9 protein-coding genes are annotated in these 13,543 nt (G+C 67.0%); all 9 read left to right on the forward strand.

The annotated features are described in order from the left end of the window. Positions 1–224 precede the first annotated feature (224 nt). The 9 genes from PGH47_RS25275 to PGH47_RS25315 all read left to right on the forward strand — a co-directional run bounded on the left by PGH47_RS25275 (position 225) and on the right by PGH47_RS25315 (position 13,526). Positions 225–752, forward strand: coding sequence for a hypothetical protein (locus PGH47_RS25275; RefSeq protein ID WP_271665343.1), 528 nt, complete (start codon positions 225–227; stop codon positions 750–752). A gap of 258 nt (positions 753–1,010) precedes the next feature. Further along, on the forward strand, positions 1,011–1,445 hold the full coding sequence (gene rplK / locus PGH47_RS25280) for a 50S ribosomal protein L11 (RefSeq protein ID WP_016645192.1): 435 nt from the start codon (positions 1,011–1,013) through the stop codon (positions 1,443–1,445). A 79-nt stretch (positions 1,446–1,524) separates the two neighbouring features. Next, on the forward strand, positions 1,525–2,250 hold the full coding sequence (gene rplA, locus PGH47_RS25285) for a 50S ribosomal protein L1 (RefSeq protein ID WP_269637569.1): 726 nt from the start codon (positions 1,525–1,527) through the stop codon (positions 2,248–2,250). A 130-nt stretch (positions 2,251–2,380) separates the two neighbouring features. Then, positions 2,381–3,196: a hypothetical protein gene (locus tag PGH47_RS25290; RefSeq protein WP_271665344.1), complete on the forward strand. Its 816-nt coding sequence runs from the start codon at positions 2,381–2,383 to the stop codon at positions 3,194–3,196. A 108-nt stretch (positions 3,197–3,304) separates the two neighbouring features. Further along, positions 3,305–4,135 carry an LppX_LprAFG lipoprotein gene (locus PGH47_RS25295; protein ID WP_271665345.1) on the forward strand — a complete coding sequence of 277 codons (831 nt, stop codon included), beginning with the start codon at positions 3,305–3,307 and terminating at the stop codon, positions 4,133–4,135. A gap of 293 nt (positions 4,136–4,428) precedes the next feature. After that, on the forward strand, positions 4,429–4,959 hold the full coding sequence (gene rplJ, locus PGH47_RS25300; RefSeq protein ID WP_030944759.1) for a 50S ribosomal protein L10: 531 nt from the start codon (positions 4,429–4,431) through the stop codon (positions 4,957–4,959). Positions 4,960–5,080: 121 nt separating this feature from the next. Continuing rightward, the gene (gene rplL / locus PGH47_RS25305; protein ID WP_093746978.1) at positions 5,081–5,464 is read left to right on the forward strand and encodes a 50S ribosomal protein L7/L12; all 384 of its coding nucleotides are present in this window, start codon (positions 5,081–5,083) and stop codon (positions 5,462–5,464) included. Between the two features lie 579 nt (positions 5,465–6,043). After that, positions 6,044–9,529, forward strand: a complete 3,486-nt coding sequence (gene rpoB / locus PGH47_RS25310) for a DNA-directed RNA polymerase subunit beta (protein WP_271665346.1) — start codon at positions 6,044–6,046, stop codon at positions 9,527–9,529. A gap of 97 nt (positions 9,530–9,626) precedes the next feature. Next, positions 9,627–13,526, forward strand: coding sequence for a DNA-directed RNA polymerase subunit beta' (locus PGH47_RS25315; RefSeq protein ID WP_271665347.1), 3,900 nt, complete (start codon positions 9,627–9,629; stop codon positions 13,524–13,526). Positions 13,527–13,543 lie beyond the last annotated feature (17 nt).

Here is a 13,543-nt window from a genome sequence, read left to right on the forward strand (position 1 = left end):
GTCGTACGCGGCGGGGCGGGTGCCGGCCGCGTTCCCGGTGGCTTCTCAATAAATGTGTGTTGCACCACAACCATCGGGCTCCCCGGCCGGTCTGACTTGATGACCGAAACGCGTGGACAGCGTTCTTCATGGTGATCCCCAACTCTTTGTGGCGGTTTGTGCTGCGCTGATCGCTGCCCGCGCCGACTCAGAAGTGACGACCCAGAAGTAGGGGGAACTTCCTCATGCGCACTCGCACCCTCCTGGTCGTGGCGGCCGCGTCCGCCTGCGTCCTGCTGCCGACGACCTCCGCGGTCGCCGGCACCGGACCCGCCCCGTCTCCCAACAAGCAGAAGCAGACCGCCCGTTCGGCCGCCCCGTCCGAGGCGGGCAACCCGCTGAGCGCCAAGGCGCAGGCCGCCGGCGTCTGTTCGGACGCCTACCAGATCGGCGCCACTGCCTACATCAACCGCGGTGGCGCGCACGCCGCCTCGGTGAAGCAGTTCTACTCGCCCAGGTGCAAGGCGAACTACGGCTACGTCTGGGTCTGGCAGAGCTTCCGCGACAAGATCAAGGACTACGACGTCAGTACCGGCGTCTACAGCTACGCCCGTGACGAGGTCGTCGGCCAGGACTGGTGGAACGCCACCAACAGCCAGGAGTTCTGGTCCTTCCCCGCCGACACGGTCAGCGAGTGCACCGCGGCCATCGGGACGCTGCGCGCCCCCGGCGACCCGGTGGCGGGCCAGGCCACCACGGCCAAGCGCTGCTGACCCCGCTCAAGCCCCATGCGGGCCCCGGCCGACGCGCGACGGCCGGGGTCCGTTCCTGTCCGGGGCACGGACCGCTGGGGCCGACCGCTGTCAGGGGGCGGGCGACCAGCGGCCTGAGCTGCCGGTTTTGGCCCTGACGCGTTACCCGTTATCGTTGTGCGGTATGCCTCCATCCGGATGATCCGGACGTTCACCGTTCTAGGTGGCCCACGGTACGGATGGCGGCGGATCACCTCTCACTAAGGACCCGGAGAGAGCATGCCTCCCAAGAAGAAGAAGGTCACGGGGCTCATCAAGCTCCAGATCCAGGCCGGTGCGGCCAACCCGGCTCCGCCGGTCGGCCCCGCGCTGGGCCAGCACGGCGTCAACATCATGGAGTTCTGCAAGGCCTACAACGCCGCGACCGAGTCGCAGCGCGGTTGGGTCATCCCGGTGGAGATCACGGTCTACGAGGACCGTTCCTTCACCTTCATCACCAAGACCCCGCCGGCCGCGAAGATGATCCTCAAGGCCGCTGGTGTCGAGAAGGGCTCCGGCGAGCCGCACAAGACCAAGGTCGCCAAGATCACCGAGGCGCAGGTCCGCGAGATCGCCACCACGAAGATGCCCGACCTCAACGCCAATGACCTGGACGCCGCGTCCAAGATCATCGCCGGCACCGCCCGTTCCATGGGCATCACGGTCGAGGGCTGACCTCAACCTCCCCAGCAGAAGTGAGTGGCGGGGCCTGCTCGGCCCGGACCACAACTCCTAAGACAACACAGGAGCAGCAGTGAGCAAGCGCAGCAAGTCTCTCCGCGCTGCGGACGCCAAGGTCGACCGGGACAAGCTCTACGCCCCGCTCGAGGCCGTCCGTCTCGCCAAGGAGACGTCCACGACCAAGTTCGACGGCACCGTCGAGGTCGCCTTCCGCCTGGGTGTCGACCCGCGCAAGGCGGACCAGATGGTCCGTGGCACCGTGAACCTGCCGCACGGCACCGGCAAGACTGCCCGGGTCCTGGTCTTCGCGACCGGTGACCGTGCTGCGGCCGCGGAGGCCGCGGGCGCCGACATCGTCGGCTCCGACGAACTGATCGACGAGGTTTCGAAGGGCCGCCTGGACTTCGACGCCGTCGTCGCCACCCCGGACCTCATGGGCAAGGTCGGCCGCCTCGGCCGTGTCCTCGGCCCGCGTGGTCTGATGCCGAACCCGAAGACCGGAACCGTGACCCCGGACGTGGCCAAGGCCGTGACCGAGATCAAGGGCGGCAAGATCGAGTTCCGCGTCGACAAGCACTCGAACCTGCACTTCATCATCGGCAAGTCGTCCTTCGACGACACCAAGCTGGTGGAGAACTACGGCGCCGCGCTGGAGGAGATCCTCCGTCTCAAGCCGTCCGCCGCCAAGGGTCGCTACATCAAGAAGGCCGCCATCACCACCACGATGGGCCCCGGCATTCCGCTCGACCCGAACCGCACCCGCAACCTCCTCGTCGAGGAGGACCCGGCCGCGGTCTGAGCCAACGGCTCACCAGGCTCGACGACGGGCCCCGCACCCTTCCCGGGTGCGGGGCCCGTCCCCTTTGCCGCCCCCGTCTGACAGTGCCCTGGGTTAACGTGCATTCACGGGATTCGCTCAGGGGGGACGGATGACGAGTACGAGGGCGCGCCGGTCGGCGTTCTGGGTCGCGCTGCTGACCGCGCTGACGGCCTCGGCCGCCTGCACCTCCTCCGACCGCTCCGGGGACCGGGACCGCCCGACGCCCTCCCGCGCGGTGACGGCCGCCCTGCGCACCGTCGAGCGCTCCACCGACGGAGCCGAATCGGCACGCGTCCGCTCCACGACCACGGTGGGCTCGGCCCTGTCCATGAAGGCCCACGGCACCCTCGCCTGGCACGACGGCCTCACCGGCGCCCTGACGATCACGTACACCGGCGGCACCACGGCCGAGACGATGCGCCGCCTCGGCACCACCTCGATGCAGGCTCGCTATCTCCCCGACGCCTACTACGCCCGCATGGGCGAGGCGTTCGCCGAGAAGACCGACGGCAAACACTGGATCAAGTACGCCTACGAGGACCTGGAGCGCCTCGCCGGCAGCTCCGGCGCCGATCTCGCCGACCAGATGCGCGGCACCGTCCCGCACACCTCGGTGAAGCTGCTGCTGTCCTCCACGGACGTACGCAAGGTGGGGGAGGAGACCGTGAGCGGCGAGCGCACCACGCGCTACTCCGGCACGGTCCGGGTCGCGGGCGCCACCTCGCAGACCGTCGACATATGGGTCGACGACCGTGACCTGCTGGTCAAGAAGGTCGAGAAGGGCCGCACGGCCACCGGGCAGCTGACCCAGACCGCGTACTACAGCGACTACGGCGTGAAGGCCACCGTCGAGAAGCCTCCGGCCGGGGACACCGCGGACCTGGAGGACCTGCTGGAGGAAGGGGCCCTCGGCGGCACCTCGTGAGCCGGGCACGGCCGAGTATTCGCAGGACCGTTCGGGGTTCTTGAGGCTACGCTCCCGATCTTGCTGTGCGCTCGTCGGCGCCGGCCGAGCGTTCCTTGGGGGAAAAGGATGAGGCTTTCCGTACGTGCCGCCGTGCCCGCCGCCGCGCTGCTCCTCGCCGGCTGCGCGGGCGGAGCGGGCCCCGACCAGGACGCCTCGGGTGCCTCGGCCGCCGACGCCGTGGCCAGGGCCGTGGAGAAGACCGAGGGCGTCACGTCGCTGCACTACAAGGTGACCGGACGCTTCCCGGAGCGGGGACGCATAGCTGACGAGGGAACCGTCCGCACGAAGCCGGTGACGGCCAGTCTGAGGACGGCCGACCTGGGCGGCGCCGAGCGGGGCGAGACCGAGCTCCGCCTGGTCGACGGGGTGCTGTACGGCAGCGCGACCGGCGACATGGTCGAGGAGATGGGCGGCCGGCACTGGATCAGCTACGGCCCGGCCGCCCACTTCACCACGCACGGCGGCCTGCGCATGGACGTCGGCGCCCTGCGCGACTCGGTCACCCGCAACCCGGCCCGTGAGGCCGCCTTCCTGGCCGGCGCACCGGACGCGAAACGGGTCGGCGACGAGAAGATCGACGGGACCGGGACCACGCACTACACGGGCACGGCCGCCGTCGACGAGCTGCGTGCAGCGCTCGACGAGGTCGAGGACAAGGCCGCCCGTGAGGGCCGCGGGCGCAGCCTCGACCAGTACGAGAAGGCCGGGGTGGACGAGCTCACCCTGGACGTCTGGATCGACGGCGACGACCGCGTCAGACGGCTGCGCACCCAGGGCTTCGGACGGCACGGTGAGCTCGATCTCACCGTCACCTTCCTCGACTACGGCAAGCCGGTGACGATCCGTGCACCCCGCCCCGGCGACACCGCGGACCTGCGGAAACCGCTGGAGAAGTAGGGGGAGCCGACGGCCGCGGGGACCGATTTGCCTGACGGTGACCGTGTCCCGTACTCTCCTACAGAAGCCAAAGACCGCTGGTCGTTGCCGTGTGCTTGCAAGAGGGCGCGGTGGCCGAAGGATCCGCTGAACCGCGGACGACCCGCGCAGGTGACTGTGGAAGTGCTCCCGGAGTTCGCTGCTCGCGCTGCGAATACCCGGTCGAGCTACGCCCCGTGCGCCTGCGCCGGGGCGTTTCGTTTTCCCCAGCCCCTTCTGAGCGGTCGTCATCACCCGGAAGGAGGCCGACGCTCATGGCAAGGCCCGACAAGGCTGCCGCGGTAGCCGAGCTGACGGAGCAGTTCCGCAGCTCGAACGCCGCCGTGCTGACCGAGTACCGGGGTCTCACCGTGGCGCAGCTCAAGACGCTGCGTCGTTCGCTCGGTGAGAACGCCCAGTACGCCGTGGTGAAGAACACGCTGACCAAGATTGCGGCCAACGAGGCCGGGATCTCGACGCTCGACGACCTGTTCAACGGTCCGACGGCGGTCGCCTTCGTCACCGGTGACCCGGTGGAGTCGGCGAAGGGTCTTCGTGACTTCGCCAAGGACAACCCGAACCTCGTCATCAAGGGCGGTGTCCTTGACGGCAAGGCGCTGTCCGCCGACGAGATCAAGAAGCTTGCGGACCTCGAGTCCCGCGAGGTTCTGCTCGCCAAGCTGGCGGGTGCCTTCAAGGCCAAGCAGACGCAGGCTGCCCAGGTCTTCCAGGCGCTCCCGTCGAAGTTCGTCCGCACCGCGGAGGCGCTTCGTGCCAAGCAGGCCGAGCAGGGCGGTGCCGAGTAATTCGGCTCGCATCATGATCGCCGCCTGAGGCAGTCCGCCTGAGGCAGTGGTCGTAGCGGGCCGAGCGTACGCCCGCCAGACATGTACATCCGGCACCAGCCGAATTAGTGGAAGGAAAGCCATCGTGGCTCTCACCCAGGACGAACTGCTCGCCGAGTTCGAGGGCATGACCCTCATCCAGCTCTCCGAGTTCGTGAAGGCGTTCGAGGAGAAGTTCGACGTCACCGCCGCCGCGGCCGTCGCCGTTGCCGGTCCCGCCGTCCCCGGCGCCCCGGCCGAGGCCGCTGAGGAGCAGGACGAGTTCGACGTCATCCTCACCGGCGCCGGCGACAAGAAGATCCAGGTCATCAAGGTCGTGCGTGAGCTGACCTCCCTGGGTCTGAAGGAGGCCAAGGACCTCGTGGACGGCGCCCCGAAGCCCGTTCTCGAGAAGGTCGCCAAGGAGGCCGCGGAGAAGGCTGCCGAGTCCCTCAAGGGCGCCGGCGCCTCCGTCGAGGTCAAGTAACACCTCTCGGCCGAGTACGGCCGTAGCGCTGCAGAATCCGGCCTCCTGAGGCTGTAACGCAGTCGCACCGAAGAGCGATCATCCATTCGGGTGGTCGCTCTTCGGCGTTCCTGGGGGCGCGGCCACGGTTGCCTTGCGCCCGCTTCGACGGCGGGTATGGTGATCTTCGTCGTGTCTCCGGGCCCCCAGGGTTCGGGCATGGGGGCCTTGACGAACCGCACGCAGCGCGCAATTCTCAGGACGCGTCGCCACAAGGATCCGAATCCGAGGCATGGATCGGCGACGAAGAGGGCAGTATCAACGTGCATTGAGGGCAAGCAGGCCGAGGGCGTTGAGAGCAACGAGGGTCGCGAAAAACCCGCACTGGACATCAGTGTGCCAAGTGGCTACACTGACCCTTTGCGCTGCCTGTTAGCTGTCCCCTGCCCGTCACCAGGGGCATGCCCTCGCTTGAGCACCGATGACCGGACCATCCCTGACCTGGCCATTCTTTGGCTGGAGAAGGAAACACCTGTCTCTGTGCGCCGGTGAGGGGCCGGTACGCGCGTAGTGAGTCCGAGCCCTCGGAAGGACCCCCTCTTGGCCGCCTCGCGCAACGCCTCGACCGCGAATACGAACAACGGCGCCAGCACCGCCCCGCTGCGCATCTCCTTTGCAAAGATCAAGGAGCCCCTCGAGGTTCCCAACCTGCTCGCGCTGCAGACCGAGAGCTTTGACTGGCTGCTCGGGAACACCGCCTGGCAGAGTCGGGTCGAGGCGGCTCTGGAGTCCGGTCAGGACGTCCCCACCAAGTCCGGCCTCGAGGAGATCTTCGAGGAGATCTCCCCGATCGAGGACTTCTCCGGGTCGATGTCGCTGACGTTCCGCGACCACCGTTTCGAGCCGCCGAAGAACAGCATCGACGAGTGCAAGGACCGTGACTTCACGTACGCGGCCCCGCTCTTCGTGACGGCAGAGTTCACCAACAACGAGACCGGCGAGATCAAGTCTCAGACCGTCTTCATGGGCGACTTCCCGCTCATGACGCACAAGGGCACGTTCGTCATCAACGGCACCGAGCGTGTCGTGGTGTCGCAGCTGGTCCGTTCGCCCGGTGTCTACTTCGACTCCTCCATCGACAAGACGTCCGACAAGGACATCTTCTCCGCCAAGGTCATCCCGTCCCGGGGCGCCTGGCTGGAGCTGGAGATCGACAAGCGCGACATGGTCGGTGTGCGCATCGACCGCAAGCGCAAGCAGTCCGTGACCGTTCTGCTCAAGGCTCTCGGTTGGACGACCGAGCAGATCCTGGAGGAGTTCGGCGAGTACGAGTCCATGCGCGCCACCCTGGAGAAGGACCACACCCAGGGCCAGGACGACGCGCTGCTCGACATCTACCGCAAGCTGCGTCCGGGCGAGCCCCCCACGCGTGAGGCCGCGCAGACGCTCCTCGAGAACCTGTACTTCAACCCCAAGCGCTACGACCTCGCCAAGGTCGGCCGCTACAAGGTCAACAAGAAGCTGGGTGCGGAGGCTCCGCTCGACGCGGGCGTCCTGACCGTCGAGGACGTCATCTCGACGATCAAGTACCTGGTCAAGCTGCACGCCGGTGAGACCGAGACGGCCGCCGACAACGGCCAGACGATCGTCGTCGAGACCGACGACATCGACCACTTCGGCAACCGTCGTCTGCGCAGCGTCGGCGAGCTCATCCAGAACCAGGTCCGCACGGGTCTGGCTCGTATGGAGCGCGTCGTCCGTGAGCGCATGACGACTCAGGACGTCGAGGCGATCACGCCGCAGACCCTGATCAACATCCGGCCGGTCGTCGCCTCCATCAAGGAGTTCTTCGGCACCAGCCAGCTGTCGCAGTTCATGGACCAGAACAACCCGCTGTCGGGTCTCACCCACAAGCGCCGCCTGTCGGCTCTTGGCCCGGGTGGTCTCTCCCGTGAGCGGGCCGGCTTCGAGGTCCGTGACGTGCACCCGTCTCACTACGGCCGTATGTGCCCGATCGAGACGCCCGAAGGCCCCAACATCGGTCTGATCGGTTCGCTCGCCTCCTACGGCCGCGTCAACGCGTTCGGTTTCGTGGAGACGCCGTACCGCAAGGTCGTCGACGGTCAGGTCACCGACGAGGTCGACTACCTGACGGCCGACGAGGAAGACCGCTTCGTCATCGCGCAGGCCAACGCCACGCTCAACGACGACATGCGCTTCACCGAGAACCGCGTCCTGGTCCGCCGTCGTGGCGGCGAGGTCGACTACGTCGCCGGTGACGACGTGGACTACATGGACGTCTCGCCGCGCCAGATGGTGTCGGTCGCGACCGCCATGATCCCGTTCCTCGAGCACGACGACGCCAACCGTGCCCTCATGGGCGCGAACATGATGCGTCAGGCCGTGCCCCTCATCAAGTCCGAGTCCCCGCTCGTCGGCACCGGCATGGAGTACCGCTCCGCCGTCGACGCCGGCGACGTGGTCAAGGCCGAGAAGGCGGGTGTGGTCCAGGAGGTCTCCGCGGACTACATCACCACCGCCAACGACGACGGCACGTACATCACGTACCGCCTGGCCAAGTTCGCCCGTTCCAACCAGGGCACCTCGGTCAACCAGAAGGTCATCGTCAACGAGGGCGACCGGATCATCGAGGGCCAGGTCCTGGCCGACGGTCCGGCCACCGAGAACGGCGAGATGGCGCTGGGCAAGAACCTGCTCGTGGCGTTCATGCCGTGGGAGGGTCACAACTACGAGGACGCGATCATCCTGTCGCAGCGCCTCGTGCAGGACGACGTCCTCTCCTCGATCCACATCGAGGAGCACGAGGTCGACGCCCGTGACACCAAGCTCGGCCCCGAGGAGATCACCCGGGACATCCCGAACGTCTCCGAGGAGGTCCTCGCCGACCTCGACGAGCGCGGCATCATCCGGATCGGTGCCGAGGTCGTCGCCGGAGACATCCTTGTCGGCAAGGTCACGCCCAAGGGCGAGACCGAGCTGACGCCGGAGGAGCGCCTGCTGCGCGCGATCTTCGGTGAGAAGGCCCGTGAGGTCCGTGACACCTCGCTGAAGGTGCCGCACGGCGAGATCGGCAAGGTCATCGGCGTCCGCGTCTTCGACCGCGAGGAGGGCGACGAGCTTCCCCCCGGTGTGAACCAGCTGGTGCGCGTGTACGTGGCGCAGAAGCGCAAGATCACCGACGGTGACAAGCTCGCCGGCCGTCACGGCAACAAGGGTGTCATCTCCAAGATCCTGCCGATCGAGGACATGCCGTTCCTGGAGGACGGCACCCCGGTCGACATCATCCTCAACCCGCTGGGTGTGCCGTCCCGAATGAACCCGGGACAGGTCCTGGAGATCCACCTCGGCTGGCTCGCCAGCCGCGGCTGGGACGTCTCCGGTCTCGGCGAGGAGTGGGCGCAGCGCCTCCAGGTGATCGGCGCCGACAGCGTCCAGCCCGGCACCAACGTCGCCACCCCGGTCTTCGACGGTGCGCGTGAGGACGAGCTCGCGGGTCTGCTCCAGCACACCATCCCCAACCGCGACGGCGAGCGCATGGTGCTCCCGACCGGTAAGGCGCGGCTCTTCGACGGTCGCTCGGGTGAGCCTTTCCCGGACCCGATCTCCGTCGGCTACATGTACATCCTGAAGCTGCACCACCTGGTCGACGACAAGCTGCACGCCCGCTCGACCGGTCCGTACAGCATGATCACCCAGCAGCCGCTGGGTGGTAAGGCCCAGTTCGGTGGCCAGCGCTTCGGTGAGATGGAGGTGTGGGCGCTCGAGGCTTACGGCGCCGCGTACGCCCTCCAGGAGCTGCTGACCATCAAGTCCGACGACGTCACCGGCCGCGTGAAGGTCTACGAGGCCATCGTCAAGGGCGAGAACATCCCCGAGCCCGGCATCCCCGAGTCCTTCAAGGTGCTCATCAAGGAGATGCAGTCGCTCTGCCTGAACGTGGAGGTGCTGTCCAGCGACGGTATGTCCATCGAGATGCGTGACACCGACGAGGACGTCTTCCGCGCTGCGGAGGAGCTCGGCATCGACCTGTCCCGGCGCGAGCCGAGCAGCGTCGAAGAGGTCTGACGGGAGTCCGGCGGGGCTCTGAACCACAGAGCCCCGCCGACCCCCAGGCCCCCGTTTCAGACCCAAGACTTACAACCCTGAGAGGGATTGACGCATAGTGCTCGACGTCAACTTCTTCGATGAGCTCCGGATCGGTCTGGCCACCGCTGACGACATCCGTCAGTGGAGCCACGGCGAGGTCAAGAAGCCCGAGACCATCAACTACCGCACCCTCAAGCCCGAAAAGGACGGACTCTTCTGCGAGAAGATCTTCGGTCCGACCCGGGACTGGGAGTGCTACTGCGGCAAGTACAAGCGTGTCCGGTTCAAGGGCATCATCTGTGAGCGCTGCGGCGTCGAGGTGACTCGCGCCAAGGTGCGCCGTGAGCGGATGGGCCACATCGAGCTGGCCGCGCCCGTGACGCACATCTGGTACTTCAAGGGTGTCCCGAGCCGGCTGGGCTACCTGCTCGACCTGGCTCCCAAGGACCTCGAGAAGGTCATCTACTTCGCGGCGTACATGATCACGTACGTCGACGAGGAGCGCCGTACCCGCGACCTGCCCTCCCTGGAGGCGCACGTCTCCGTGGAGCGTCAGCAGGTCGAGAACCGTCGCGACGCCGACCTCGAGGCCCGCGCCAAGAAGCTCGAGACCGACCTGGCCGAGCTGGAGGCCGAGGGCGCCAAGGCCGACGTGCGCCGCAAGGTGCGCGAGGGTGCCGAGCGTGAGATGAAGCAGCTGCGCGACCGTTCGCAGCGCGAGATCGACCGCCTCGACGAGGTGTGGACCCGGTTCAAGAACCTCAAGGTCCAGGACCTCGAGGGCGACGAGCTCCTCTACCGCGAGCTGCGCGACCGCTTCGGCACGTACTTCGACGGCTCGATGGGTGCCGCGGCGCTGCAGAAGCGCCTGGAGTCCTTCGACCTCGACGAGGAGGCCGAGAAGCTCCGCGAGATCATCCGTACCGGCAAGGGCCAGAAGAAGACCCGTGCGCTCAAGCGCCTCAAGGTCGTCTCCGCGTTCCTGCAGACCAGCAACAGCCCCAAGGGCATGGTGCTCGACTGCGTGCCGGTCATCCCGCCGGACCTTCGCCCGATGGTGCAGCTGGACGGTGGCCGCTTCGCGACCTCCGACCTGAACGACCTGTACCGCCGTGTGATCAACCGCAACAACCGTCTGAAGAGGCTCCTCGACCTCGGCGCGCCCGAGATCATCGTCAACAACGAGAAGCGCATGCTTCAGGAGGCTGTTGACGCCCTCTTCGACAACGGTCGTCGCGGCCGTCCGGTGACCGGCCCCGGTAACCGTCCGCTGAAGTCCCTCAGCGACATGCTGAAGGGCAAGCAGGGTCGATTCCGTCAGAACCTGCTCGGCAAGCGTGTGGACTACTCCGCGCGTTCCGTGATCGTCGTCGGTCCGCAGCTGAAGCTGCACCAGTGCGGTCTGCCGAAGGCCATGGCGCTGGAGCTCTTCAAGCCGTTCGTGATGAAGCGCCTGGTCGACCTGAACCACGCGCAGAACATCAAGAGCGCCAAGCGCATGGTGGAGCGCGGCCGTACGGTCGTGTACGACGTCCTCGAAGAGGTCATCGCCGAGCACCCGGTTCTGCTGAACCGTGCTCCCACCCTGCACCGCCTCGGCATCCAGGCCTTCGAGCCGCAGCTGGTCGAGGGCAAGGCCATCCAGATCCACCCGCTCGTCTGCACCGCGTTCAACGCGGACTTCGACGGTGACCAGATGGCCGTGCACCTGCCGCTGTCCGCGGAGGCGCAGGCCGAGGCCCGCATCCTGATGCTGTCCTCCAACAACATCCTCAAGCCCGCCGACGGTCGTCCGGTGACGATGCCGACCCAGGACATGGTCCTCGGTCTGTTCTTCCTCACCACCGACTCCGAGATGCGGAACGTCAAGGGCGAGGACCGCTCCTTCGCGTCCGTGGCCGAGGCGATCATGGCCTTCGACGCGGGCGAGCTCTCGCTTCAGTCGAAGATCGACATCCGCTTCCCGGTCGGCACCATCCCGCCCCGCGGCTGGATGCCGCCGGCGCAGGAGGAGGGCGAGCCGGAGTGGCAGCAGGGTGACTCGTTCCGTCTGCGGACGACCCTGGGCCGCGCGCTCTTCAACGAGCTGCTGCCCGAGGACTACCCGTTCGTCGACTACGAGGTCGGCAAGAAGCAGCTCTCCGAGATCGTCAACGACCTCGCCGAGCGCTACCCCAAGGTCATCGTGGCGGCGACGCTCGACAACCTGAAGGCGTCCGGCTTCTACTGGGCGACCCGTTCCGGTGTCACCGTGGCCATCTCCGACGTCGTCGTTCCCGAGGCGAAGAAGGAGATCGTCCGCGGCTACGAGGCGCAGGACGAGAAGGTCCAGAAGCAGTACGAGCGCGGTCTGATCACCAAGGACGAGCGCACGCAGGAGCTCATCGCGATCTGGACCAAGGCGACCAACGAGGTCGCCGAGGCGATGAACGACAACTTCCCGAAGACCAACCCGATCTTCATGATGGTGAACTCGGGTGCACGAGGCAACATGATGCAGATGCGTCAGATCGCCGGTATGCGTGGTCTCGTGTCGAACGCCAAGAACGAGACGATCCCGCGTCCGATCAAGGCGTCGTTCCGTGAGGGCCTGTCCGTGCTGGAGTACTTCATCTCCACGCACGGTGCCCGTAAGGGTCTGGCGGACACCGCCCTGCGTACCGCCGACTCGGGTTACCTGACCCGTCGTCTGGTGGACGTCTCGCAGGACGTCATCATCCGCGAGGAGGACTGCGGCACCGAGCGCGGTCTGAAGCTGCGGATCGCCTCGAAGAACGCCGCCGGCGTTCTGGTCAAGGCGGACGACGTCGAGACCAGCGTCTACGCCCGCATGCTCGCCGAGGACGTCGTCATCGACGGCAAGGTGATCGCGCCGGCCAACGTGGACCTGGGCGACGTGCTCATCGACCAGCTGGTGCACCACGGTGTCGAGGAGGTCAAGACCCGTTCGATCCTGACCTGCGAGTCCCAGGTCGGCACCTGCGCGATGTGCTACGGCCGTTCGCTGGCCACCGGCAAGCTGGTCGACATCGGTGAGGCGGTCGGCATCATCGCCGCCCAGTCCATCGGTGAGCCCGGTACCCAGCTGACGATGCGTACCTTCCACACCGGTGGTGTGGCCGGTGACGACATCACCCAGGGTCTGCCGCGTGTCGTCGAGCTCTTCGAGGCCCGTACCCCGAAGGGTGTCGCCCCGATCTCCGAGGCCACCGGCCGCGTGCGGATCGAGGAGACCGAGAAGACCAAGAAGCTCGTCGTCACCCCGGACGACGGCAGCGACGAGACGGCGTACCCGATCTCGAAGCGTGCCCGACTCCTGGTCAGCGAGGGCGAGCACGTCGAGGTGGGCCAGAAGCTCACCGTGGGTGCCACCAACCCGCACGACGTGCTGCGCATCCTGGGTCAGCGTGCCGTCCAGGTCCACCTGGTCGGCGAGGTCCAGAAGGTCTACAACTCGCAGGGTGTGTCGATCCACGACAAGCACATCGAGATCATCATCCGGCAGATGCTGCGCCGTGTGACGATCATCGAGTCCGGCGACGCCGAGCTGCTGCCGGGTGAGCTGGTCGAGCGCTCGAAGTTCGAGACCGAGAACCGTCGTGTGGTGCAGGAGGGCGGTCACCCGGCCTCCGGTCGTCCGCAGCTCATGGGTATCACCAAGGCCTCGCTGGCCACGGAGTCCTGGCTGTCGGCGGCGTCCTTCCAGGAGACGACGCGAGTCCTCACGGATGCGGCGATCAACGCCAAGTCCGACTCGCTCATCGGCCTCAAGGAGAACGTCATCATCGGTAAGCTCATCCCGGCCGGTACGGGTCTGTCCCGCTACCGCAACATCCGGGTCGAGCCGACCGAGGAGGCCAAGGCCGCGATGTACTCGGCCGTCGGCTACGACGACATCGACTACTCGCCGTTCGGCACCGGCTCCGGCCAGGCCGTTCCGCTGGAGGACTACGACTACGGTCCGTACAACCAGTAAGGCGTGCGTCTGACGCA

Source organism: Streptomyces sp. HUAS 31 (assembly GCF_028198125.1).
GTDB lineage: Bacteria > Actinomycetota > Actinomycetes > Streptomycetales > Streptomycetaceae > Streptomyces > Streptomyces chartreusis.

What these genes read in the sequence shown, in the direction of transcription:
- PGH47_RS25275 (WP_271665343.1), top strand. Translation starts at nt 225, where the DNA reads ATGCGCACTCGCACCCTCCTGGTCGTGGCGGCCGCGTCCGCCTGCGTC.
- rplK (WP_016645192.1), top strand. Translation starts at nt 1,011, where the DNA reads ATGCCTCCCAAGAAGAAGAAGGTCACGGGGCTCATCAAGCTCCAGATC.
- PGH47_RS25290 (WP_271665344.1), top strand. Translation starts at nt 2,381, where the DNA reads ATGACGAGTACGAGGGCGCGCCGGTCGGCGTTCTGGGTCGCGCTGCTG.
- PGH47_RS25295 (WP_271665345.1), top strand. Translation starts at nt 3,305, where the DNA reads ATGAGGCTTTCCGTACGTGCCGCCGTGCCCGCCGCCGCGCTGCTCCTC.
- rplJ (WP_030944759.1), top strand. Translation starts at nt 4,429, where the DNA reads ATGGCAAGGCCCGACAAGGCTGCCGCGGTAGCCGAGCTGACGGAGCAG.